At 66.8% G+C, this 24721-nt stretch carries 21 protein-coding genes and 1 tRNA gene; 18 read left to right on the forward strand and 4 right to left on the reverse strand.

Annotated elements, in window-relative coordinates; all coding sequences use genetic code 11:
* Window positions 1-40: 40 nt before the first annotated feature.
* The 14 genes from CEX87_RS09625 (at window position 41) to CEX87_RS09690 (ending at window position 12624) form a co-directional block, all read left to right on the forward strand.
* Window positions 41-1042 (forward strand): NAD(P)-dependent alcohol dehydrogenase, encoded by a 1002-nt coding sequence (locus CEX87_RS09625; protein ID WP_094286892.1) that lies wholly within the window; start codon window positions 41-43, stop codon window positions 1040-1042.
* Entirely contained in the window at window positions 1039-2460 is a 1422-nt protein-coding gene (locus tag CEX87_RS09630) for a mannitol dehydrogenase family protein (protein ID WP_094286894.1), read from the forward strand. The genes CEX87_RS09625 and CEX87_RS09630 overlap by 4 nt, the downstream gene beginning before the upstream one ends.
* Complete coding sequence (locus CEX87_RS09635) at window positions 2457-3395, forward strand: carbohydrate kinase family protein (protein WP_064418981.1); 939 nt, start codon at window positions 2457-2459, stop codon at window positions 3393-3395. The genes CEX87_RS09630 and CEX87_RS09635 overlap by 4 nt, the downstream gene beginning before the upstream one ends.
* Window positions 3395-4348 carry a non-homologous end joining protein Ku gene (ku, locus tag CEX87_RS09640; RefSeq protein ID WP_094286896.1) on the forward strand — a complete coding sequence of 318 codons (954 nt, stop codon included), beginning with the start codon at window positions 3395-3397 and terminating at the stop codon, window positions 4346-4348. The genes CEX87_RS09635 and ku overlap by 1 nt, the downstream gene beginning before the upstream one ends.
* A 184-nt stretch (window positions 4349-4532) precedes the next feature.
* Window positions 4533-5324, forward strand: coding sequence for an SDR family oxidoreductase (locus CEX87_RS09645; protein ID WP_094286898.1), 792 nt, complete (start codon window positions 4533-4535; stop codon window positions 5322-5324).
* Window positions 5325-5334: 10 nt separating this feature from the next.
* Window positions 5335-6411, forward strand: coding sequence for an NAD(P)H-dependent amine dehydrogenase family protein (locus tag CEX87_RS09650; RefSeq protein ID WP_094286900.1), 1077 nt, complete (start codon window positions 5335-5337; stop codon window positions 6409-6411).
* A 33-nt stretch (window positions 6412-6444) separates the two neighbouring features.
* A complete protein-coding gene (locus CEX87_RS09655) occupies window positions 6445-6726 on the forward strand; it encodes a hypothetical protein (protein WP_094286902.1) in 282 nt (93 codons plus the stop codon).
* Between the two features lie 89 nt (window positions 6727-6815).
* Window positions 6816-7049: a hypothetical protein gene (locus CEX87_RS09660; protein ID WP_094286904.1), complete on the forward strand. Its 234-nt coding sequence runs from the start codon at window positions 6816-6818 to the stop codon at window positions 7047-7049.
* 77 nt (window positions 7050-7126) lie between these two features.
* Window positions 7127-8353 carry an Nramp family divalent metal transporter gene (locus CEX87_RS09665; protein ID WP_094286906.1) on the forward strand — a complete coding sequence of 409 codons (1227 nt, stop codon included), beginning with the start codon at window positions 7127-7129 and terminating at the stop codon, window positions 8351-8353.
* Window positions 8353-9414 (forward strand): poly-gamma-glutamate hydrolase family protein, encoded by a 1062-nt coding sequence (locus tag CEX87_RS09670; protein ID WP_094286908.1) that lies wholly within the window; start codon window positions 8353-8355, stop codon window positions 9412-9414. The genes CEX87_RS09665 and CEX87_RS09670 overlap by 1 nt, the downstream gene beginning before the upstream one ends.
* Window positions 9414-10499 carry a serine hydrolase domain-containing protein gene (locus CEX87_RS09675; protein WP_233151326.1) on the forward strand — a complete coding sequence of 362 codons (1086 nt, stop codon included), beginning with the start codon at window positions 9414-9416 and terminating at the stop codon, window positions 10497-10499. The genes CEX87_RS09670 and CEX87_RS09675 overlap by 1 nt, the downstream gene beginning before the upstream one ends.
* A 54-nt stretch (window positions 10500-10553) precedes the next feature.
* Window positions 10554-11327, forward strand: a complete 774-nt coding sequence (locus CEX87_RS09680; RefSeq protein ID WP_094286910.1) for a DUF1365 domain-containing protein — start codon at window positions 10554-10556, stop codon at window positions 11325-11327.
* Window positions 11324-11905 carry a sigma-70 family RNA polymerase sigma factor gene (locus CEX87_RS09685; RefSeq protein ID WP_066807805.1) on the forward strand — a complete coding sequence of 194 codons (582 nt, stop codon included), beginning with the start codon at window positions 11324-11326 and terminating at the stop codon, window positions 11903-11905. Before CEX87_RS09680 ends, CEX87_RS09685 begins: the two co-directional genes overlap by 4 nt.
* Window positions 11902-12624 carry an anti-sigma factor gene (locus tag CEX87_RS09690; protein WP_094286912.1) on the forward strand — a complete coding sequence of 241 codons (723 nt, stop codon included), beginning with the start codon at window positions 11902-11904 and terminating at the stop codon, window positions 12622-12624. The genes CEX87_RS09685 and CEX87_RS09690 overlap by 4 nt, the downstream gene beginning before the upstream one ends.
* Before the next feature lie 88 nt (window positions 12625-12712).
* Here the strand turns inward: CEX87_RS09690 and CEX87_RS09695 are convergent, their stop codons facing one another.
* On the reverse strand, window positions 12713-13813 hold the full coding sequence (locus CEX87_RS09695) for a glutamate--cysteine ligase 2 (protein WP_094286914.1): 1101 nt from the start codon (window positions 13811-13813) through the stop codon (window positions 12713-12715).
* Between the two features lie 182 nt (window positions 13814-13995).
* Here CEX87_RS09695 and CEX87_RS09700 point away from each other — a divergent pair, with 182 nt between their 5' ends.
* Window positions 13996-14814, forward strand: a complete 819-nt coding sequence (locus tag CEX87_RS09700) for an LLM class F420-dependent oxidoreductase (RefSeq protein WP_094286916.1) — start codon at window positions 13996-13998, stop codon at window positions 14812-14814.
* Here the strand turns inward: CEX87_RS09700 and CEX87_RS09705 are convergent.
* Complete coding sequence (locus tag CEX87_RS09705) at window positions 14811-16778, reverse strand: flavin-containing monooxygenase (protein WP_233151327.1); 1968 nt, start codon at window positions 16776-16778, stop codon at window positions 14811-14813. The two genes, CEX87_RS09700 and CEX87_RS09705, sit on opposite strands and share 4 nt — an antisense overlap.
* Before the next feature lie 126 nt (window positions 16779-16904).
* Here CEX87_RS09705 and CEX87_RS09710 point away from each other — a divergent pair.
* A tRNA-Arg gene (locus CEX87_RS09710) sits at window positions 16905-16977 on the forward strand.
* A gap of 36 nt (window positions 16978-17013) precedes the next feature.
* On the opposite strand, the gene CEX87_RS09715 is transcribed toward CEX87_RS09710, so the two are convergent.
* On the reverse strand, window positions 17014-18726 hold the full coding sequence (locus CEX87_RS09715) for a GAF domain-containing sensor histidine kinase (protein WP_198957192.1): 1713 nt from the start codon (window positions 18724-18726) through the stop codon (window positions 17014-17016).
* A gap of 185 nt (window positions 18727-18911) precedes the next feature.
* Between CEX87_RS09715 and CEX87_RS09720 the strand changes: the two genes are divergently transcribed.
* Entirely contained in the window at window positions 18912-20018 is a 1107-nt protein-coding gene (locus CEX87_RS09720; RefSeq protein WP_174523468.1) for a 3-oxoacyl-ACP synthase III family protein, read from the forward strand.
* Window positions 20002-20871, forward strand: a complete 870-nt coding sequence (locus CEX87_RS09725) for a 3-oxoacyl-[acyl-carrier-protein] synthase III C-terminal domain-containing protein (RefSeq protein WP_064399452.1) — start codon at window positions 20002-20004, stop codon at window positions 20869-20871. The genes CEX87_RS09720 and CEX87_RS09725 overlap by 17 nt, the downstream gene beginning before the upstream one ends.
* A gap of 48 nt (window positions 20872-20919) precedes the next feature.
* Here the strand turns inward: CEX87_RS09725 and otsB are convergent, their stop codons facing one another.
* Entirely contained in the window at window positions 20920-24663 is a 3744-nt protein-coding gene (gene otsB, locus CEX87_RS09730) for a trehalose-phosphatase (RefSeq protein ID WP_094286918.1), read from the reverse strand.
* Window positions 24664-24721: the final 58 nt, after the last annotated feature.

Below are 24721 nucleotides of genomic sequence, written 5' to 3' on the forward strand. Positions count from 1 at the left end.
TGGTGGTGTGACGCACACAACACTCTCGCCGGACAGCCGGATGCGGGCGGCCGTGCTCGTCGAACCCGGGCGGATCGAATTGCAGGAGCGCCCTGTGCCCCGGCCCGCCCCCGGTGACGTGCTGATACAAGTCTCGTCGGTGGGTGTGTGCGGATCGGACACGCACTACTACCGGCACGGGCGAGTGGGCGGATTCGTCGTCGAGGCGCCGTTGATCCTCGGCCACGAGGCGGCGGGCACGATCGTCGACGTCGGCGAGAACGTCGACCGGACGCGCATCGGCGAACGGGTGTCGATCGAACCGCAGCGCCCCGACCCCCGCAGCGATGAAACCCGCCGCGGGCACTACAACCTGTGTCCGCACATGCGGTTCTTCGCGACCCCGCCGGTCGACGGGGCGCTGTGTGAGTACGTGACGATCGGCGCGGAATTCGCCCACCGCGTGCCGGACTCGATCTCCGATGAAGCGGCGGCGTTGTGCGAACCGCTCTCCGTCGGCATCGCCGCCGTCCGCAAGGCCGGTGTCGACGGACGGTCGCGGGTGTTGGTCACCGGGGCAGGCCCGATCGGCATCGTGGTGATCCAACTCGCGCGGGCCTACGGCGCGACGGACATCATCGTCAGCGATCCCGACGAGGCCCGTCGGCAACGGGCGATCTCGTTCGGGGCCACCGAGGTTCTGGACCCGACGACCCAGCCGATAGGCGATTTCGGGGTGGACGGATATATCGACGCCTCCGGTGCGCCGACGGCCGTGGCCGACGGCATTCGCGCGGTGCGACCCGCCGGCCGGGTGGTGTTGGTCGGCTCGGGTGCGGAGTCGATGGAGCTGCCCACGCAGCTGATCCAGAACCGTGAGCTGGTGCTGACGGGCGTCTTCCGCTACGCCAACACCTGGCCGACGGCGATCGCGCTCGTCGAGTCTGGCCAGGTCGATCTCGACGCGATGGTGACCGCCCGCTTCCCCTTGGAGCGCACCGCCGAAGCCCTCGACTCCGACCGCACGCCGGGTAGCGTGAAGTCGGTGGTGACGGTGTCATGAAACTCGACAACTCCACGCTCGCACAGCTTTCCACCGACAAGCCGACCTACGACCGATCCCAGATATCGGTCGGCATAGTGCATTTCGGAGTCGGCGGCTTTCACCGGGCGCATCAAGCGATGTACGTCGACCGACTCCTGGAGAAGGGGCTGGCCAAGGAGTGGGGCATCGCCGGCGTCGGCGTGATGCCTGCCGACCGCAGGATGGCCGACGTGATGGCCGCCCAGGACGGCCTGTACACCCTGCTGCTGGAGAAGCCCGACGGTACCCGCGAGGCGCGGGTGATCGGTTCGATCGTCGACTATCGCTACGCGCCCAATGACCCGGAAGCGGTGATCGAACTGTTGGCCGCGCCGAGCACGCGGATCGTCTCGCTGACCATCACCGAGGGCGGCTACAACATCGACAACCTCGGTGACGGCGTGAACGTCTTCGGCCTGGTGGCCGAGGCGCTGGCGCGCAGGCGCGACCGCGGCATCACCTCCCCGACGATCGTGTCGTGCGACAACATCGAGGGCAACGGCGACGTCGCCCGCCACGCGTTCACCACCTACGCCGAGCGGGTGCATCCCGGGCTCGGCGAGTGGATCGGCGCGCACACCACGTTCCCCAACTCGATGGTGGACCGCATCACACCGGTCACCACACCCGACGTGATCGACGTCGTGGCAACCGAATTCGGTATCGATGACCAATGGCCGGTGGTGGCCGAACCCTTCACGGCGTGGGTGCTCGAGGACGACTTCGCCGACGGGCGACCACCGTTGGAAGACGTGGACGTGCTGATGGTCGACGACGTCACCCCGTACGAGCTGATGAAGCTGCGGTTGCTCAACGCCGGGCACCAAAGCCTCTGTTACTTCGCGTATCTCGCGGGCTACCGGTTGGTGCACGACGCCGCGGGCGACCCGCTGTTCGCCGACTTTTTATTGGCATACATGGACGACGAGGCCACACCGACGCTCAAGCCGGTGGCCGGCATCGACCTGCCCGTCTACAAGCGCACGCTGATCGAGCGGTTCGCCAACCCGGGCGTCAAGGACACCATCGCCCGGCTGTGTTACGGCTCATCGGACCGCATTCCGAAGTGGCTGCTGCCCGTCGTCCGCGAGAACCTCCGAACGGGCGCGCCGATCCGGTTGTCGGCCGCGACGGTCGCCAGCTGGGCGCGCTACGCCGAAGGGGTCGACGAGCAGGGGCAGCCGATCGACGTGCAGGACCAGCTCGCCGACGTCCTGGTGCCGCTCGCCAGGGCTCAGCGCGACAATCCGACCGCATTCATCGAAAACACCGATCTCTTCGGCGATCTCGCCTCCGACCAGCGATTCGTCGACGCATACGTCTGGGCGCTGAACTCGCTGCACCGCGACGGCGCGCGCGCAACGCTGGAAGCGTTGATGCACAGGAACGAACCATGAGCACGGACCGTGCGCTGGTGATCGGCGAGGCGTTGATCGACATCGTCGAGCGTGGTGGCTCGACCACCGAGCACGTCGGCGGCAGCCCGCTCAACGTGGCGGTCGGGTTGGGCCGGCTGGGCCGCGGCGTCGACTTCCTGACACACATCGGCGACGACGAACGGGGGCGGCGCATCGTCGACCATGCCGAAGCATCCGGGGTGCAACTTGTCTCGGGAAGTACGGATGCGGCGAAAACCCCGACCGCGTTGGCCACGCTCGACGAGCAGGGTTCGGCGCAGTACGAGTTCGACATCGAATGGCAACTGACCGGCACACCGGAGGTCGGGCCGCCGACGGTCGTGCACACCGGTTCGATCGCGGCGATGCTCGAGCCGGGCTGCCGTGCCACCGCCGCACTGGTCGACACGTATCACCCGTCGGCCACCGTGACGTTCGATCCAAATGTGCGGCCCGCCCTGATCGAGGACGCCGATGCCGCGCGCACCCGCATCGACCGGCTCATCGAGCGCTGCCACGTGGTGAAGGCCAGCGACGAGGACATGCGGTGGCTCGACCCGGGCCGCACCCCCGAGCAGATCGCGGAGACGTGGTTGTCGCTGGGCCCGTCGATCGTCGCGGTGACGATGGGCGGGCAGGGGTCGTTCGCGCTGTGCGCGCAGGGCCTGGTGCGAGTGCCGGCGTTCGAGGTCGACGTCGTCGACACCGTGGGCGCCGGTGATGCGTACATGAGCGGTCTGATCGACGCGCTGTGGACGTTGGGGCTGCTGGGCGCCCAGCGGCGGCGTGACCTGGCGCGAATCAGCGCGGCCGACCTGACGCGTGTCCTGCGCACGGCCGCGACGTCGTCGGCGCTGACGGTCGCCCGCGCCGGCGCCGACCTGCCCGATCGCGGTAGCCGCGATGCGGCGCTGGAATCAGCCATACTGGGTTGATGCGTTCCATATGGAAGGGTTCGATCGCGTTCGGCCTGGTGAACGTGCCGGTCAAGGTCTACAGCGCGCAGCAGGACCACGACGTGAAGTTCCACCAGGTGCACGCGAAGGACAACGGGCGCATCCGGTACAGACGCGTCTGCGAGATCGACGGTGAGGAAGTCGAGTATCGCGACATCGCCCGGGCTTACGAATCCGACGACGGGCAGACGGTGATCATCACCGACGAGGACATCGCCACGCTGCCCGAGGAACGCAGCCGCGAGATCGAGGTGCTGGAATTCGTTCCCGCCTCCGACATCGACCCGATGATGTATGACCGCAGCTACTTCCTCGAGCCCGAGGGCAAGTCATCGAAGTCGTATGTGCTGTTGACCAAGACGCTCAAGGAAACCGACCGGGTCGCGATCGTGCACTTCGCATTGCGCAACAAGACGCGGCTCGCGGCGCTTCGGGTTCAGGACTTCAGCAAGCGCGACGTCATGGTGATCCAGACGCTGTTGTGGCCCGACGAGATCCGCGATCCCGACTTCCCGGTGCTGGACAAGGAAGTCGACATCAAACCGGCCGAGCTGAAGATGGCCACCCAGGTCGTCGACTCCATGACCGACGACTTCAACCCCGACCGCTACCACGACGAGTACCAGGAACAGCTGCGCGAGCTGATCCAGGCGAAACTCGAAGGCGGCGAAGCATTCACCACGGAGGAGCAGCCACAGGAACTCGACGAGACCGAGGATGTCTCCGATCTGTTGGCCAAACTCGAAGCCAGCGTGAAGGCGCGACGCGAAGGCCGCGGCGGGGCAAAGGGTTCCGACGACGACAAGCCGGCCAAGAAGTCGCCCGCGAAGAAGAGCGCCGCGAAGAAGGCCGCGAAGACGCCCGCCAAGAAAACCGCGAAGAAGTCGCCGGCCAAGAAGTCGACGGCGAAGAAGACCGCCGCCAAGAAGTAGCCGCCCGCCAGGACTCGGGGCGTCGTAGAACCACTGGTTCGCGAGACGTACACCAGGGCCGTGCTATCCGGTCCAAGCACGACCCTGGTGTACGTCTCGCGAAAATTAGAACGTGTTTCAGAAAGCCCTCACGCGCATCGTCGCGCCCTGCTACGGTTCGCCCGGCGAGGGAAGGACTCGAAACGTGATTCTTGACAGATTCCGGCTCGACGATCAGGTCGCGGTGGTCACGGGCGCCGGTCGCGGCCTGGGCGCCGCGATGGCGCTGGCATTCGCGGAAGCCGGTGCAGACGTGGTGATCGCGTCACGCACACAGTCGCAACTCGAGGAAGTCGCCGAGCAGATCAAGGGCGTCGGCCGCAGGGCGCACGTCGTGGTCGCCGACCTGGCCCACCCCGCCGACACCGCCACATTGGCCGGTGCCGCGATCGAGGCGTTCGGAAAACTAGACGTCGTCGTCAACAACGTCGGCGGCACCATGCCGAACGCACTACTGAACACCTCCACCAAGGACCTGCGCGACGCGTTCACCTTCAACGTGACCACCGCGCACGCGCTCACCACCGCGGCGGTTCCGCTGATGCTCGAGCACTCCGGCGGCGGCAGCATCATCAACATCACCTCCACGATGGGCCGGCTGGCCGGCCGGGGTTTCGCGGCCTACGGAACGGCCAAGGCCGCACTCGCCCACTACACCCGCCTGGCCGCGCTCGACCTGTGCCCGCGGATCCGGGTCAACGCGATCGCGCCGGGGTCGATCCTCACGTCGGCGCTCGACATCGTGGCCTCCAACGACGAGCTGCGTAAGCCGATGGAGCAGGCCACCCCGATGCGCCGGCTCGGCGATCCGCAGGACATCGCCGCCGCCGCGGTGTACCTGGCCTCGCCTGCAGGCAGTTATCTGACCGGTAAGACGCTGGAGGTCGACGGCGGTCTGACGGTGCCCAATCTCGACATGCCCATCCCGGATCTGTGAGAGGACTTCCATGACGATCAAAGTGGCCGCGGTCGGCACCGGCAACGTCGGCAGGCACGCGCTGACCCAGCTCATCAACGATCCGCAGTACGAGCTCACCGCTGTCTGGGTGTCGTCGGAGACCAAGGCCGGCAAGGATGCGGGTGAGCTTGCCGGACTGCAGGTCTCGACAGGCATCACCGCCACGACGGACCTCGACGCGGTACTTGCGACCCGACCCGAATGCGTGGTCTACACCGCGATGGCCGACAACCGGCTGCCCGAGGCGCTCGAGGACTACCGCCGCATCCTGGCCGCAGGCGTCAACGTCGTCGGCAGCAGCGCGGTCTTCCTGCAGTACCCGTGGGAGGTACTGCCCGACGAACTCGTCAAGCCGATCGAGGAAGCCACCCAGACGGGCGGATCGAGCGTCTTCGTCAACGGTATCGACCCCGGCTTCGCCAACGACCTGCTTCCGCTCGCGCTCGCCGGAACCTGTCAGAGCGTCGAGCAGATCCGGTGCATGGAGATCATCAACTACGACACCTACGACAGCGCCACGGTGATGTTCGACGTGATGGGCTTCGGCAAGCCGCTCGACGAGATCCCGATGCTGTTGCAGCCCGGCGTCCTGAGCTTGGCCTGGGGATCGGTGGTGAGACAGCTGGCCGCAGGACTCGGCATCGAACTCGACAAGGTGTCCGAAACCTATGTGCGCGAACCGGCTCCCGAGGATTTCGACATCGCAGCGGGCCACATCGCCAAGGGCGCCGCGGCGGCGTTGCGCTTCGAGGTCCAGGGCATCAAGGACGGCAAGGTCGCCGTCGTGCTCGAACACGTCACCCGGTTGCGCGATGACCTGCACCCGGACTGGCCGCAGCCCGCTCAGGAGGGTGGCTCGTACCGCATCGAGATCACCGGCGAACCGTCGTACACCGTCGACCTCTGCCTGAGCAGCCCGAACGGTGACCACAACCACGCCGGACTCGTCGCGACGGCCGCCCGTGTCGTCAACGCGATCCCCGCGGTCGTGGCCGCGCGGCCGGGCATCCGCACCACACTCGACTTGCCGCTGATCACCGGAAAAGGGTTGTACGCTGTGCGTTGAAGCCGGGGGTCGATCAGAATCGAGGACGTGCCTATGCGGACCACCCTTCGTTATCTCGCACCGCTGATCGCCGCCGGCGGCCTCGCCGCGGCACTCGCGGCGGCCTCACCTGCCGCCGCCGAACCGGCTCCGGCTCCGGCTCCGAACCCCACCCTGCCCCAGTGCGTCGACACCGGCGGTGCCCAGGCCATCGGCGGGTCCACCACCGAATGCGCGACGCCGGGCAACGTTTCGATCGACGCCACGCCCGCTCAGCAGGAGTACGTCGGCCCATGGGGAAGCATGTGGGAGGGCGACGGCTTCTTCTTCCCGTGACCGTTCGGGATTGACGCTCAACGTTATTCGCAGCGCTCGCCGTATACGCGGCCGCTGACCAGAAGTGCCCCTGGCCGAGGAGGCCAACCATGAAGGCCCGATTTCGTTATCTCACAGCGACTCTCGCGCTCGGCGTCATCGGTGCGTTAGCACCCGTCGCCGGCGCCGCGCCCCAGTGCACCAACATCGCCCCCAACACCACGCAGTGCCAGACCAACGGAAGTTCACAGATCGTCACGTCACCGTCGGTGCAGACCAGCCCCTACTGGGGTTGGCCGTGGGGCGGCGGCCTCGTCATCGGGCTCGGCGGCGGGCATAAATAGCCCCGCCCACCCCCGACGGCAGCGGTTTCGGCTAACCTAACTTTTCTATTCGCAACCCCGGATAGAAAGAGGGTGGGGTGGCCCAGAGCACCGACGTCAAGGCGCGCCCGAGTTGGCTGCTGCTCGGACCGGCGTTCGTCGCGGCCATCGCCTACGTCGACCCCGGCAACGTCGCCGCCAACGTCAGCGCCGGCGCCCAATTCGGTTTCCTGCTGATCTGGGTGATCGTGGCGGCCAACGCGATGGCCTGCATCGTGCAGTACCTCTCGGCCAAGCTCGGCTTGGTGACCGGCATGTCGCTGCCGGAGGCGGTCGGTAACCGGATGCGCCGCCGCACCCGGCTGACCTACTGGATGCAGGCCGAATTAGTCGCGATGGCAACCGATCTCGCCGAGGTCGTGGGCGGCGCTATCGCGCTGTATCTGCTGTTCGACCTACCGCTGCTCACGGGCGGCATCATCACCGGCGTCGTCTCGCTGGTGTTGTTGATGGTCAAGGACCGCCACGGCCAGAACTCGTTCGAACGGGTCATCACCGGACTGCTGGCAGTCATCGCGGTCGGCTTCTTGGCCAGCCTGTTCGTCGCTCCCCCGCCGCTCGACGAGGCGGCGACGGGGCTGGTGCCGAAGTTCGCGGGCACCGAGAGCGTGCTGATCGCGGCGGCGATGCTGGGCGCGACCGTGATGCCGCACGCGGTGTACCTGCACTCTGGCTTGGCCCGGGACCGGCACGGCCATCCCGACCCCGGGCCGATGCGGCGGATGCTGCTGCGAGTCACGCGCTGGGATGTCGGCATCGCGATGGTGATCGCCGGCGCGGTCAACCTGTCGATGGTGTTGGTCGCCGCGACGAACCTGCGGGGCCAGGAAAACACCGACTCGATCGAGGGTGCGCACGCCGCGGTCGGCGAGACCCTGGGGCCGACGATCGCGCTGTTGTTCGCGATCGGCCTGCTCGCCTCGGGGTTGGCGTCGTCGTCGGTCGGCGCGTACGCCGGCGCGATGATCATGCAGGGCCTGCTGCACCGCTCCATTCCGCTGGTGCTGCGCCGCCTCATCACGCTGCTGCCCGCGCTGGCAGTGTTGGCGATCGGCCTGGATCCCAGCCGGGCGCTGGTTTTGTCGCAGGTGGTGCTGTCGTTCGGGATCCCGTTCGCGCTGATTCCGCTCGTGCGGCTGACCAGCGACCGCGCCCTGATGGGCGCCGACGTCAACCATCGGGTGACGACGGCTATCGGGTGGGTCATCGCGGGCCTGATTACTCTTTTGAACGTGGTGTTGATCTATCTGACGCTGACGGGTTGATGCACACCTACTTCGCCTACGGCTCGAACCTCAACGTCCACCAGATGGCGTTGCGGTGCCCGGCCGCGGCGCATCCGCGGCCGGCGATGCTGACCGACCACGACTGGCTGATCAACGAGCGCGGCGTCGCCACGGTCGAACCGTTCCACGGGTCCGAAGTGCACGGTGTGCTGTGGCAGCTCAACGACCGCGATCTGGCGGTGCTCGACAGCGCCGAAGGCGTTCCGGTGCGTTACCGCCGCGACCGGCTCACCGTGCACACCGACGACGGGCCCGCAGAGGCGTGGGTGTACATCGACCACCGCGTCGAACCGGGTCCGCCACGACCGGGCTACCTCGAGCGCATCATCGACGGAGCCCTGCACCACGGCCTGCCATCCCGCTGGATCGATTTCCTCAAGCGGTGGGATCCGGCGCATTGGCCCGGCCGCTGCGGCCGATCCGATATCCCTGCCCCACAGTCGCTTTCGGAACTCCTGGCGCAGCCGGGCATCGTCGAGGAGCGGATCCTGCGGTCCCGCTTCGGTTTTCTTGCCATCCACGGCGGCGGCCTCGAGCAGATGACCGACGTGATCGCCGAACGCGCCGCCGACGCCGCGGGCGCCTCGCTGTACACGGTGCGCCATCCCGACCACTATCCACACCATCTGTCCTCGGCGCTGTACCTGGCGCGAGAGTCCGAACGTCTCGCGGAGTTCCTCGACCACGTCGACGTCGCGGTGTCACTGCACGGGTACGGCCGCGTCGGTCGCAGCACCCAGTTGCTCGCGGGCGGGCGCAACCGCGCACTGGCCGAGCACCTCGCCGAACACGTCGAAGTGCCTGGCTACCAAGTCATCACCGATCTCGACGCGATCCCGCGCGAACTGCGCGGGCTGCACCACGACAACCCCGTCAACCGCGTCCGCGAGGGTGGCGCGCAACTCGAGCTCACACCGCGGGTGCGCGGCATCAGCCCGCGCAGCCAACTACCCGGCGACGACGGGCTCACACCGGCGACCTCCGCGTTGGTCCAAGGGCTCGTCGCCACCGCGCAATCCTGGGAACTACGCTCGGCCTAGTGCGTATCGCAACCATCGCGGCCCTGCTTCTCCTTGTGCTGGCCGCCGCACCGGTTCATGCCCAGCCCGCCGCCGCCGACGCGACCCTCGAGCGTGCCGTCGCGGAGGAAGGTCTCGCCGGCGGGATCGTCGTGATCCGCGATGGAGCACACCTGACCCGGTACTCCGCCGGATATTCCGACCTCGACACCCAAGCCGCATTCGCACCGAACACCCACGTGCGTGTCGGTAGCATCACGAAAACCTTTGTGGCCGCGACGGTTCTGCAGCTGGTCGCCGAGGGCAGGGTCGGGCTCGACACACAGATCGAGACGTACCTGCCCGGCCGCATCCGGGGCGAGAACATCGACCCCACGGCCATCACCGTGCGCGAGCTGTTGCGCCACCAGAGCGGCCTGCCCGAATACTTCGACGACCTGACCGAACTCCCCGACCAGCCCGTGAACGGCGACCAACTGCTCGACATGGCGCTGGCCCGGCCCGCGCAGTTCGCCCCCGGCGCGACGATGAAGTACACCAACACCAACTACATCGTCGCCGGCCTGCTGATCGAGAAGGTGACCGGCAGACCGGCGACCGACGAGATCACCGCGCGAATCATCGCGCCACTGGGGCTGTTCGACACCTACTTCCCCGCGCCGGGCGAGCACGGCCTGCGGGTGCCGTTCGCCCACGGCTACGAACTGGTCGACGGCAGACGCACCGACGTCACCGACTTCAACGCCTCTGCGGCGTGGACGGCGGGCGGGTTGGTGTCGACGGACGAGGACACCACGGCGTTCATCACGGCACTGCTCGACGGGCGCGTGGTTCCCCGGCCTCAGCTCGACGAGATGATGCGGACCGTCCCCATGCCGGACGCCGACGGTCTGCTCGACTATGGGCTGGGTCTCGGGCGGGTGTCGTTGCCATGCGGCGTCACCGCGTGGGGCCACGGCGGCGACATCGCCGGGTATCACAGCTTCGCGGTCAAGACCTTCGACGGGCCTGCGATCTCGGTGACGCTGACGCAGTCGCCGGAGTCGACGGCGCCCGCCGAGGATCCGCGCGGAGATGTCCTGACGGCGCTCTACTGTCCCGCCTGAGACCGTCCGACCTGAGCACCCATCCGCCGCGCCTGCGGCTCCGAATACCTCCATGTGGATGGTTCCTACCTGTACCGCACCCGGACGGCGCATTTGCGTCGTGCGCCGGTGTACCACCATTTCGAGCATCATGGATACAGCTGGCTGGTCGACGTCGACCGGCTACCGCGGGTCCCATGGTGGCTGCGCCCCTTCGCGCGCTTCGACGCCCGCGACCACCTTCACGGCGCCCCGGGCGACTCGCTGCGCCAGCGCATCGACGCGTTCCTGTGGGATCGCGGTGTCGACCTGGGCGGCGGGCGCGTCACCGCGTTGCTGCAGGCGCGGGTGGCCGGCTACGCGTTCAACCCGGTGACGCTGTACTGGTGCCACGACACGGCAGGCGTCGTGCGCCACATCGTCGTGGAGATGCACAACCACCGCGGTGAACGGCACGCGTATCTGCTGCCGCCGAGCCCGGATGGGACGTCGATGGCGCCGAAGAGGCTGCGGGTGTCGCCGTTCAACGGCACCGACGGTCACTACCTGGTGCGCGCGCCGCACCCTGGCGACGAGGTGAACGTGACCGTATCGCTGCACCGCGGCAACGGCCCGGCGTTCATCGCCACGGTGCGTGGCGCACGCAGGCGCGCGGGTGTCGCCGAGGTGCTGCTGATGCAGGCGAAGGCCCCGCTGGCGCCGTTGATGACGGCGCTGGAGTACCGGCTCCAGCACCTCACGCTATGGCTGCGGCGTGTCCCCCTGGTGCGCGGCGCCGAAGCGGTCGGCGAAACTGTCGCTCCGACAGCAGCTTTCGTCGGCAACACCGCCAGATCGCGATATTCATGACGGTGCACACGCGGGTGGCTAGGCTACCGCTGGTGACCACGGACCTCGACGAGTTGCTTCGCCAGGTTGCCGAGGAGAACGTCGAGGCCTTCGCCACCTTCTACGACCGCACCCGTGCGCGGGTGTTCGGCCTGGTGACCCGGGTGCTGCGCGATCCCGGGTACAGCGAGGAGACCACGCAGGACGTCTACCTGCAGGTATGGCGCACCGCGGGAAGCTACGACCCTTCGGCGGGTTCCCCGCTGGCGTGGCTGATGACGCTCGCGCACCGCCGGGCGGTCGACCGGGTGCGGTCCGAGCAGGCGGCGACGCAGCGAGAGGACCGCTACGGCGCGGCCACCGTCGAACTGCCCTCCGATCACGTCGCCGATTCGGTGATCATGCGCGACGAGCGCCGCCAGGTCGCCAACTGCTTGGGATCGCTGACGGATGTGCAGCGTGAGTGCATCCAGCTGGCCTACTACGAGGGGCTGACCTACGCCCAGGTCTCCGAACGGCTGTCGGCGAACCTCGCCACCATCAAATCGCGGATGCGCGACGGCCTCCGCGGTCTCCGCAAGTGCTTGGGGATGGCATGACCGAGCCCATGGATAGCGACCTCGGCGCACTCGCGGCGCCCTACGCCCTGAACGCGATCTCCGATTCCGAACGTGAGGAAGTCGACCGCCGCGTCGCGGCCGCGCCCCCCGCCGTCGCGCAGGCCTTTGCCGAGGAAGTGCGCAATGTCCGGGAGGCCATGGCGGTCGTGTCGGCCGCCACCGCCGCCGAACCGCCTCCGCATCTGCGTGAGCGCCTACTGGCCGAGATCGGCGACGGACGAGCGGAACCGGTACGCCAGTTGCGGCCGCGTCCGACGCGTTGGCAGAAGACCGCGCTGGCCGCTGCTGCCGTGGTCGTGGTCGGCGCGGGAGCCCTGGGCGTCGGTCTGGCGCTGCGACCGGCCGACAAACCCTCGACCGCCGAGCAGGTGTTCGCCGCGCCCGACGTGCGCACCGTCTCGGGGGAGATTCCGGGCGGCGGCACCGCGACGGTGGTGTTCTCGCGCGAGAAGGATGCCGGGGTGCTGGTGATGAACAACGTCACCCCGCCGCAACCCGGCACCGTCTACCAGATGTGGCTGGTCGACGCGGAGGGTCCGCATCCTGCGGGCACTATGGACTCGCAGTCCGTGGCGCCGTCGACGACGGCCGTGCTGCCCGACCTCGGCGACTCGAGCACGCTGGCCTTCACCATCGAACCCCCGGGTGGTTCGGCGGAGCCGACCGGCGAGCCGTTCGCCGAGCTGCCTCTGGCCTAGTGGTCTGCACCGATTTCTGCGAGACGGTCGTGATTTCCGCGGAAGCACAGCCCTGGTGCAGATTTCGGCGTACCCCAGGCCGGTCGGCCTACGCTCCCGCCAGCGTCGCCTCGGCCGCCTCGGCCACGACGTCGCCCACGTCCCGGCGGCGCTGCCACGCCCGCCGCTGCCGGACGGCGCCGTTGCCCTGTTCGGTGACGCGGCGCAACTCGTCGAACACCAGGTCGTAGTCGCCAACGGCTTCGAGCGCGGGCCGTACGTGCTCGACGAGCCGGTCCAGCAGCTCTCGCGCGGGCACCCGCTGATGGCTTTCCAGCAGGTCGACCGCATCGCCGTCGAGGCCGTCGCGCGCGGACTTCCAGTACGCGGCCTTGAGCGCATGCGCGGCGAGCGGCGGTATCGGCTCGCCGCGCCGCTCATCCTCCAACGCCGTCATCACCGCGGCCCGGGTCAGCGCGGCCAGCAGGACGGTCTCGGCCGCCGTCGCCGGCACGTCGGCGACGCGCACCTCGATCGTCGGGAAGTTCTTCGACGGCCGCACATCCCAATAGACCATGCCGTCGTCGCGCATCGCGCCCGCCTGTTGCATCATCTGCACGACGGCGTCGTACTCGTCGACGGAGTCGAAGTGCGGCGGCGGGCCCGCGCTGGGCCACCGCGCCCACAGCACACTGCGCCAGCTGGCGTAGCCGGTGTCGGAGTTGCGGTAGATCGCGGAGTTCGCGCTCAGCGCCAGCAGGCTGGGCAACCAGGGCCGCAGCCGGTTGCTCACCCGGATCGCGGCTTCGCGGCTGGGCACCGCCACGTGCACGTGGCAGCCGCAGATGCCCTGCTCGTGCGCGATCATGCCGAACTTCTCGCCGATCTCCCGGTACCGCGGAGTGTCGGTGATGGGGAACTCCTGCGGAAGCGTGGGCGGCAGCCCGACGGCCAGCAGTTGGGCCCCGGCGGCGCCCGCGGCCTCGGCGGAAAGTCGGCGAAGCCGCAGCAGCTGGTCGCGCAGTTCGCGGGAGGAGGCGACCACCTCGCTGGTGGTTTCGACCTGGCAGGTGGTCAGTTCGAGTTGCAGCTTCACACCGCGCGTTACCGCCTCGCGGGCGACGGCCTCGTTGAGCGCGACAGGTTCCCCGCTCGCAGGGTCAACGAGCAGGAACTCTTCTTCGACGCCGATCGTGGGATGCGTGGCCATGGGTCAACTGGTGCCGAAATATTGATCCGGCCCGTCGGATGATTCACGACGGGCCGGATCGGGGCAATAAATCCTTCAAGTCTGGGGACTCCGATGATTCGAAGTCGGCGGCAGATGTATTGCCCGAAGCTTCTGCGCGCCAAACATCCTTTGTCGACCTGCGACCCTCCTACGATCGATCCGTGACCAAACCCTTCCGCTTCGGCGTCGGTCTGCAGGCCGCGCGCCGTCAGAAGTCGGTGCAGGACTGGGCGCGCCGTGCCGAGGACATGGGCTACGACATCGTCCACGTCGCCGACCACCTCTACACGACTGCGCCGTTCCCGATGATGACGGCAATGGCAATGGCGACCGAACGGCTCCGCGTGGGCACGTTCGTGCTCAATGCCGGCTTCTACCGGCCCGCGCTGCTGGCGCGGGAGGTGACCACGCTGCGTGATCTCAGCGGCGGGCGCTTCGACCTCGGGCTCGGCGCCGGCTATGTCAAGGAGGAGTTCGAACAGGCTGAGCTGCCGTATCCCTCGGCCGGTCAGAGAGTGGACTGGCTGCGCCACGTGACCGAGCACATGACCGAGCACGCGCCCGATGTGCCGATCCTCATCGCGGGCAACGGCGACAAGCTGTTGACGCTGGCCGCTCAGCACGCCGACATCATCGGGCTGACCGGGGGCGCCCCGATCACCGCGACGTCCGATCCGCTCGCCGACCGCATCGCGTTCGTGCGCCAAGCGGCCGGTGACCGGTTCGACGACCTCGAGCTCAACATCGCCGTCACCGCCATGCCGACCGACGATTCCGGCAGGCCCGACCTGTCGATCACGAGCCGGTTCCTCCCCCACTTGTCAGAAGAGGAGCTGCTGGCTACCCCCGCGGTGTTGTCGGGGTCGACGAGCGAGATCGCCGACACGCTGCGCGGCTACCGCGAGACGTACGGCATCAGCTACATCACCGTCCAGCAGCTGCACGCCGAGCCGTTCGCGAAGGTGATCGCCGAGCTTTAAGATTTTCGCGCTTGTGCGACAACGGATTCAACCGAGCGCACCACGAAGTCCGACCACTCCGGTTCGCGCACCGCGTCGTGGTATTCGTAGAGCTTCCACGGGCTGACGGTGTGGATCTCGCCGCGGGCGTTCTTGAAGTAGGAATGCTCGATCGACGGGTGCGACCAGACCGTCATCTTGATCGCCTCCTGTGACCGGCGACGCCAGTCGTCGGTGGCGTCGGCCTTCGGCTCGATCGAGTGCACCCCGTCGGCCAGGGCGCGCAGACACTGGCCGATGTAGCGCATCTGCAACTCGGAGTTGAAGATGAGGCTGCCGCCGTGCGCCAAATGTGTGCCAGGGCCATAGGTCAGGAAGAAGTTCGGGAAGCCGGGCACCATGATGCCTCGGTAGGCGTAGGGGCGGTCACCCCAGACGTCGCGCAGGTCGATCGGATTACCGTCGCCGTCGCGGCCGGTGATCCGCAGCGGCCACAGCACCTCGGTGGCGCGAAAACCGGTGGCGTACACGATGATATCGGCACGCCGTTCCTGACCGTCGGCGGTCACCACACCCGTCGGCGTGATCCGCTCGATCGGCGTGCGGACCAAGTCGACGTTGTCCCGGCGAAGAGTTCGCAACCAGGTGCCGTCGTCTTGCAGCGTGCGCTTACCCGTCGCGGGATAGTCCGGCAGAACCTTGGCGAGCAACTCTTCGTCGCCCTCGACCTGGGTGGTGATCCAGTCGGTGAACATCATCCGCGCGGCGGCGTTCATGTCGCTGACCGCGTAATCGCCTTGCTGGTAGGCGGGATCCACACGTGCGGCGTCCAAGCCCTTGTCGGCGCCCGGCCACAGCAGCAGGAACCGGTACCAGCGGCTGTAGAACGGCAGGTGTTCCATCGCCCAGCGGGTGCCGTCACCAACTTCCTTGTGGTACATCGGGTTCGGGAACATCCACTGGGCGGTGCGCTGGTAGACGTCGAGATGCTCGACCCGGTCGGCGATCGCGGGCGCGATCTGGAAACCGCTCGCGCCCGCGCCGATCAGCGCGACACGGCGGCCGGTGACATCGACGCCGTGGTTCCACGCCGCGGAGTGAAAGGCCGGTCCGGCGAACGTGTCAGCCCCTTCGATGTCGGGGATCTGAGGCCGGTTGAGTTGGCCGACCGCGCTGATGATCGCACGCACGGAGATTCTGGAAACCCGGCCGTTCTTCGCGCGCACGGCGACGGACCAGGCCCCCGAGTCGTCGTCCCATTCGGCCGACACCACCTCGGTCTCCCAGCGCACGTGCTCGCCGATGCCGTGTTTGTCCATCACGTCGACGAAGTACTGACGCAGCTCGGGCTGCTCGGCGAAGTAGTGGCTCCACTTGTTGCTGGGCTCGAAGCTGTAGCAGTAGAAGTGGTTGGCCACGTCGACGCGGGCGCCCGGATAGCTGTTCTCCCACCAGGTTCCGCCGGGTCCGGGGTTCTTCTCCACCACCGTGAACGGCAGGCCGGCCTGCTTGAGGCGGATGGCGGCGAGCAGCCCGGACTCGCCGCAGCCGATGACGAGCACGGGAAGCGTTGCCGCCGCGTCTGGATCGATGGGTTCGGGCTTGCGGGGGTCGACGCCGTCGAGGTCGAGTTCCTCGGTCAGCAGCGGCAGGTACTCCTCGCCGACGGGTTCGCATGCGGCCCAATACATCATCTGCTTGACGACGGACGCGTCCAGCGGTGCGGGTTCGGGGCAACCGCGGTCGCGGTAAGCGGTGATCACCTCGAGCGCCTCGGCCCTCGCCCGCACCTTGTCCTCTTCGGACATGAAGCCTTGCACCTCGTTGAGGAACAACCCGGCCTGGGCGTAGTCGCGGATGAAGCGGGTGTCGCCGGTGATGTGCACGAGGCTGAGCAACAGCGTCGGGACGCTGACGTCCTCAAGCGCCCGCTGGATTTCGTCGGTGGGCGTTGTGAACGGCGTGCCGGCGTAGCGACTGCGCACGACATCTCCTCCTGACCAGGACGGCCGCATCCAATTACGGAACTTACAGTAGCGTAATCGACCGGGGCCTCCGGCAGTGACGTTTGATTCGCAGCGCCGCGCCAGCCGGTAAGCTCCCAGCGGTCCGCCCTCGTAGCTCAGGGGATAGAGCACGGCTCTCCTAAAGCCGGTGTCGCAGGTTCGAATCCTGCCGGGGGCACTACGTGTTCTCGCAGCTCAGACGGTGTATTAGACCTCAGGTCAGCGGGGCGGACCACGTCAGGGTGGTTCCGCCGCCCGGGGCGTCCTCGACGATGAACCGCCCACCGACCTCCTCGGCGCGGGCGCGCAGGTTGGCCAACCCGCTGGGCGTCACGTCGGCGGCGATGCCACACCCGTTGTCGACGACCTCGATATGCAGATCGTCCCCAACGGTCACGCCGATCTGCAAAGTGGTGGCGTTCGCGTGCCGCACGGCGTTGCTGACCGCCTCGCGCACCACCGCTTCCGCGTGCTCGGCCAGTTTGTCGCTGACGACCGACAGCGGACCCGAGAATTTCGTTGTGGTGCGCATATCCGGGTCGGCGAACTGATCGATCGCCTCGTCGAGCCGCTGCCTCAGCGTGACACCCGGCTGAGCATGGTGCAGGTCGAAGATCGCGGTGCGGATCTCCTGGATGACCTCTTGAAGGTCATCAACACAGCCGGTGAGCCGCTCCTGCACCTCCGGCGTGCGCGCCCGTGGGATCGTCCCCTGCAATGCCAGGCCGACGGCGAACAGCCGCTGGATGACGTGATCGTGCAGGTCGCGCGCGATGCGATCGCGATCGGTCAACACGTCGAGCTCTCGCATCCGGCGCTGGGTGCTGGCCAACTGCCACGCCAACGCCGCCTGGTCGGCGAAGGCCGCCATCATGTCCATGTTCTCGTCGGTGAACGGCGACGCGCCGACCGGCCGAAGCGCAACCAGGACACCGGCGACGGCGTCGCCCACGCGCAGCGGTAGCAACAGCGCGGGACCCGTCTGGACCCCATCCACGCCGAGCCCGAGTCCCTCGAACCGCATCGGCGTGCGTTGGGTGAACGCGTGGCCAATCGGGCTATCCGCGACGGGAACCGCGTCCACATCCAGGGCGGTTCCTTCCCCCGCGGTTGCAGTGACGACCAGCTCCGTCGCTTCCATCGGCGGCGCATCGCCGTCCTCCGGAACGAACACCGCGGTCAGAGCGGCTCCGCTGAGCTGACGTGACTTCTCGGCGACCAACCGGAACACCCTCACCGGATCGGTGCCTGACAGCAGTTCGGTGCCGATGTCGCGGGTGGCCTCGATCCACGACTGCCGGTGCCTGGCCTGTTGGTAGAGCCGGGCGTTCTCGATCGCGATGCCCGCGGCCGCCGCGAGCGCCTGCACGAGGACCTCGTCGTCCTCGCTGAATGGCTGGCCACCCGCCTTCTCGGTCAGATAGAGGTTGCCGAAGACCTCCTCGCGGATGCGGATCGGCACACCGAGGAAAGTGACCATCGGCGGATGGTTCGGCGGAAAACCAACGGACACGGAATGGTGGGCGATGTTGTCGAGCCGAATCGTCTTCGGATCGTCGAGAAGCAGGCCGAGGACGCCACGCCCCTCCGGCAAGTGGCCGATCGCCGCCCGCGTTTCGTCATCGATGCCTTCGTAGACGAACTCGACGAGGTCGTGGCCATGACCCCGCACGCCCAGCGCCCCATAACGTGCGTCGACCAGCTCGATTGCGGTGTGAACGATCGTCTTGAGAGTCTGGTCCAGTTCCAACCCGGATGTCACGACGAGCATGGCGTCAAGTAGTCCGTCGAGTCGATCGCGTCCTTCGACGATCTCTTCGACGCGGTCCTGGACCTCCGAGAGCAACTCGCGAAGCCGCAACTGAGACAAGGTATCCCGAAGCGGACGCTCGCCGGCGTCTCCCCCGGATCGGGCTCTGTCCGTCACCGCTCTGCCGTCCCTCTTCGACAATCACCATCCCGCAGGGGCCGATGCTACGCGTCCGGCGTGGTCCGCACGCAAACTTGGCGGGCATGCTGGAACTGCGTAGCGGTCGACGAAGGGACGAAAGTCCCCCCGAAACGATCCCAAAGCACCTTCCCCGCCACCCGCTCTGCAACCACGATGACGGTATGGCTCGCAAGCGGTGGTTGGTCATGGAGCCCGTGGCGGGTGGAACGGCTCCGCCGTATCGCACCCGCGTGGCGGGCGCCGGCCGCCGCCTCCCCCAGACGCGGCTCCCCACTGATGCATTGATGTCCAGCACGCGTCACCGCACCCACATCAACCTCGAACGGCTCACCGGGATTCGGGAAAGGCGGGTGTCGGTCGGCGACGAGGACTCCTACAGTTTGGCGACCGCCGCTGCACTTGATTGTCTCGGCAAAGCGCACCGCGATCCCGCTTCGATCGATGTGGTGATCAGCTGCAGCATCACCAAGTTCCACGGCGGCCTGACGCAATGGGTCGAGCCGACGATGAGTAGTGCTGTCGCCCGGGCGGTCGGAGCCGATGCTGCGATGAGCTTCGACCTGTCAAACGCCTGCGCGGGGATGCTCTCGGGAGTCACCGTCGCCAACAACTGGATTCGCCAGGGAGTGTTCGAGCGCGTGCTGGTTGTGAGCGGCGAATACATCTCACAACTCGGCAAGAACGCGGCCCGCCACATCCGCACCATCATGAGCAAGGAGCTGGCATCGCTGACGCTCGGCGACGCCGGCGCCGCGCTGCTGTTGGAGCGGGCACCTGCCGGAGGCGGCGGCATCAGCTTGGCGGGATTCACCACGGTCGCGGACTACAGCCGACTGTGCCTCGGCTACCCGAAAGGCGCCGATCCCGGTGCGCGAATGTTCACTGATGCCAGGGGTATTCATCGGGCGGCGATGGACAACACCCCGATTCTGTTAGAAGAAGTACTCGATACGGCCGGCATCTCGTTACACGACATCGACCACGTCATCACCCACCAGACGTCGGCCCGCGCGATCCGTAAAGGGATGGCCCGCATGTCGGAGGTGTTCGGAGACTCCCCGCGTCACGACGCGGTGATCACCGTCGACCGATACGGCAATACCGCATCGACCACTCACACGGTTGCGCTGATCGAAGAGCTGGAGGCGCGGCACATCGAGCCGGGCGAGACGATCGCCCTCATCGCGTTGGCGTCGGGCCTGGAGATCGGCGTCGTATTGATGACTTTGGACGAGGAACTGGTGAGTCGATATGGCCACGGTAATTGACCGCGTCGAGTTGACCGAGGGGCTCTGGCGGCATCGACACAGCGCACTTCGCCTTGCGGTCAAGGCCTCTCGCGACTGCCTTCACCACGCGGAATGTCCAGCGTACGATGTCGATCTTCTCGTCAACGCGGGGATCTACCGCGACCGGAACCTCGGTGAACCGGCCTTGGCCGCCATGATCCAGCAGGATATCGGCGCCAACCCGGAGGCTCCTCACGCCGGCGCTCATGGGACGTTCTCCTTCGACGTCGTGAACGGCTCGTGCGGTGTTCTCACCGCGTTACAGGTTGTCGACGGATTCCTGCGGTCACATGCCATCGACCGTGCGCTCGTTGTCGCCAGTGATGCCGATCCAGGACACGGCCTGAGCGAACGATTCCCGTTCGCGCCGGCCGGTGGGGCGCTGCTGTGCAGCTGGACTGGCGACAATCGAGGATTCGGTCGCATACACTGGGCGAATCTCCCACAGGCGCGCGAAACATTCAATGCCACAGTGGGAATGATCGACCGGCGCAACGTCTTACGTTTCGATGTATCGGAGACGGCGGACGAGGCGTTGGCCGACGCGGCCGCAAGGGCGGCCGAACATTGCTTGAGCGCGTCGTCGATGACGGTCGACGACGTCGACGCGATCGTCGCTGCTCCCGCGCACGCTCCATACCGGACCGCCCTCGCGGCCAGGCTGAACGTCGAGCCCGAGCGGATAACCGTTTCCGGCGACACTCGTCTGCACACCGTGTCGCTCGTGGCCGCGCTTTCCGACGCCCTACGGGTGGTGCGGCCCGGCGCGCAGTTGTTGCTTGTCGCAGCGGGCGCCGGTGTCTCTGCAGGCGCGAGCCTCTATCAAGTGTGAACCTTCTCGGTTCGATCGGGCTCTTCGGGCATGAGGTGACTGTACCCGTCACGCACAACCGGGCCCTGGCACAGAGTTCCGTCCATCAGCCAAGCTCTCGCCGAATTCGACAGTGCCGCCGGCATGCAGGATGCGCGCCTCGCCGTGGCATTCCACCAGCACGGGTGCGGCATCGGCGGGCTCGGCGCTAAGCGTGGCGCTTCGGCCGAAGACCCCCAGCCGCAGCCGGTGCCCCCGATAGCGGAAGGTGAACTCCAGGTGGCCAAGCGATTTCGGCCACGATGGCCCGAGCGTGATGCGGTCGCGCCGGATCTCCAGCCCGGTGAAGCACCGCTGCAGTAGATCGATACTTCCCGCCATCGCAGCCAGGTGGATGCCCTCGGATGTTGTGCCCCCTTGGATGTCGACGATGTCGGAAGCGAGCGCCTGCCGGAAGAACTCCATCGCCTGATGCCGGTTTCCGCGAGCCAATACCCACGCGTGGACGACGGCGCTCAATGTCGAGCCGTGTGAGGTCCGCATCCGGTAGTACTCGGTGGTTCTGGGGATCTGCTCAGGAGTGAAGCGGTATCCGAGCCGGTCGAAGAGCTCGTAGAGTTCGTCGGCGGACAGCAGATAGAAGAGCATGAGGGCATCGGCCTGTTTGCATGCCCGATAGTTGTTGACGTTGTCGTTCTCGGCCTCCAAAATGCGGTCGAGCCGCTGCATGTTGTCGTACCGACTGCGGTAGCCCTCCCAGTCGAGTTCCTTGAGTTCTTCATAACCTTCGAATTGACTGATCACACCGTCATGGAAGGGCACGAACATCCGCCGGCTGACATCCTCCCAGAGTGCGAGGTCGGCGTCGCTGATGCCGAGCGTTTCCAGCAACGCAAGCCGGTAATACATCGGAATCCGTTCGAGGGCTTCAAGTGCCCTCATGATCACCCAAACCGTCATGACGTTGGTGTAGGCGTTGTTGTCGATCCCGTCGTATTCCCTTCCCGGGTAGCCGGAATGGAACTCGTCGGGTCCGATGACGCCGCGGATCACGTAGCGTTCCCTATCAGAGTCGTATTCGGCGAGGCTGACCCAGAATCGCGCGATGTCCGCGAGCATCTCGGCGCCGTAGTCGATCAGGAATCCGATGTCGCCCGTGACCTCGTAGTGCTGCCACACGTTGTAGGCGATGGCAAGCCCGATGTGGTGGGCGCGAGCGCTCGCATCTGGGTTCCACCGGCCGGATCGGGGATTGAGGTGTAGCCGCTGACTCTCCTCACGGCCGTCGCTCCCGGACTGCCACGGATACATTGCGCCCGCATAACCGGCCTCGACGGCGGCACGGCGAGCTTCGGCCAGCCGGCGGTAGCGGTACATCAACAGTGATCGGGTGACCTTGGGCAGTCGCATGTTCGTGACCGGAAAGACGAAAAGCTCGTCCCAGAACACGTGTCCCCGGTATGCCTCACCGTGGAGCCCACGAGCGGGGACGCCGACATCCAAGTCGGCGGTATGGGGCGAGAGTGTCTGCAGCAGGTGGAGTTGGTGCAGGCGCACAATGCGACGCAGGTCCGCGTCCGAACCCATCTCGATGTTGAATCGCTCCCACAGGTGCGCCCACGCCAGTTGGTGTCCCCGTTCGAGTTCGGCGTATCCACCAATCCGGCGTAGTTCACGTTCGGCCGCAGAAACCGGACCGGAAATTCCATGGTCGCGGCTGGTGTACAGAGTCACTACCTCTTCGAGGGTGACCGCTTGTCCCGCGCTGACATCCAGGGCGATATCACGCCCCACCCGCATTGAATCGACAACAAGGCGACGGGTCGACTCGATTCCGCCGCTCTGGCTGCGTACCGTGCTGCGCTTGGCGACGGCGACTTCGATGTTCGACTCGACGGTCCGCACCGCCAACAACACTGAGTTGTCAGATATCTCGCGGGTTTGGACGACGTTGACGTGCCGCGACGACAGTTCGCGATAGCGCTCGACTCCATGGTTGTGGATGTCGCCGTCGACGAGAGTGCGAAACTCGAGTCGTCCGGACCAGTCGTCGGCCTGCACTGTCGTCTGGATAGCGGCGGCGTGGGGAAGGTGCATCGCCACGAATCGGCTCTGCGACACACGGATGGTCCGCCCAGCCTGGTCGGCGAACGAGAACTCGCGCCACAGCGTTGCCCCGCGTAGGTCGATCGTGACCAGATAGGACGAGACGTCCACCTCGTCGATGTTCAGCCACGGCCCGTCGTCGATGCGAAAAGTCACCGGCAGCCAGTTCGGCAGGTTCACCAGGCTCTCGTTGTCGATCACCGATCCCGCCACCTGATCGGTCAGGCGGTTGTAGACGCCCGCGACGTAGGTCCCCGGGTAGTGAAAGTCTCCGGCACGGCATTCGGGTGCCGCTCCCCGCACGGCCATGTAGCCGTTCCCCAAGGTGCACAGCGCTTCTCGCAGTTTCTCGTCGGCTGCTTGGTAGCCACCGAACGTCAGTTTCCAGGGATCGTTCGACGTATCGCGCTCTGCGGCCAACTGGTCGGTGAGCCGTCCGAGGAATCGACACACGTGCTCTGGCCCCTCCAGGGTGAACCGCGCCGCCGATCGCCTGTCGCCCGATTCGTCGCTACGGACCGCAATGCCGATGCCCTTGTGGCGAACCGCGTCGAACGCATCTTCATCGGTCAGATCGTCACCGATGTAGATAAGTAACAGCGGCCGCGAGTCGTCGACCTGATCCACGATCCACTCCAGCGTCTTCCCCTTGTCCCAACCGACGTCGGGCCGAAGTTCAATCACCTTGCGACCGCCGCTGCTTCGTAACCTGTGATTCTGTCCCACTGTCCGTACTGCGGCGACCACTCGGTCAACATGTTCGGGCCTGACGTTGCGGTAGTGGACGGCCACCGAGAACCGCTTCTTCTCGATCACGAGCCCGTCGACACCGGCCAACCAGTCGCGCAGTTCTGCCGAAGCAGTGGCAAGGGTGCGAATCGCTTGTACCCCCGCCTCATTCTGATGATGCGAGCCGTCAGGAGCCACGAGCTCGAATCCGTGACTGCCGGCGTACCACAGCCCGGGCACGTCGACCCGCGACCGAATGTCGTCCAAACCTCGGCCGCTGATCACCGCGACCGGGCAGTGGGCGGCCAGAGACTTCAGCATCTCGCCCGCTCCGGGGATCAGGGTTGCCGCGTCGGGGTCGTTGACGATTTCAGAGATGGTTCCGTCGAAGTCCAGTAGTACCGCTGGTTGCCGGGTGTCTGCCAAGGGCGCGATCTGGCTGTAGGACAAGAGAGCGTCGGCCGTGGCAGAAAGGCGTTGATAGCCGTCGCGGACCGTCACCTCGACGAGGTCGTCAACCACCACATCGGCACCGGCACGAAGCAGCGCTGCACCGTCTTGGGCGGGGTCCACCGCGACCACCAGCCCGAATCCGCCGTCGCGGCCCGCCGTCACTCCCGCGATGTCGTCGTCGACAATGACGCAGCGTGCAGGAGCTACCCCAAGGCTTCGCGCCACGTGGTGTAGGGCGTCACGGTGTCGGCCCCCCGAATCGGGTATGTCGGGAACCGACGAACGATCGATGCATATGGCGAACAGGTCGGAACCTGTTGCCGCTCGGAAGATCGCGCTGCGATCGTCCGATGAGACGACAGCGGTTTCGATGTCGGCGGACCGGAGTTGGCGGGCCAGCTTGATGGTGGAATCGGCCACCGGCAAGCGGTCGGTCGGTGTTGTGACGGTTTCGGCCACGACGCCGTCGAGGTCGAAGATCACCGCGTCGTGGTAACGCGGGTCAACGAAGACCGGAAGCTTCATCGCCCCTCCTCCGAAAAGAGATTCGGTACTGAGGTCATCGTTTCGACGGGGCACGCGG

Source organism: Mycobacterium lehmannii (assembly GCF_002245535.1).
GTDB lineage: Bacteria > Actinomycetota > Actinomycetes > Mycobacteriales > Mycobacteriaceae > Mycobacterium > Mycobacterium lehmannii.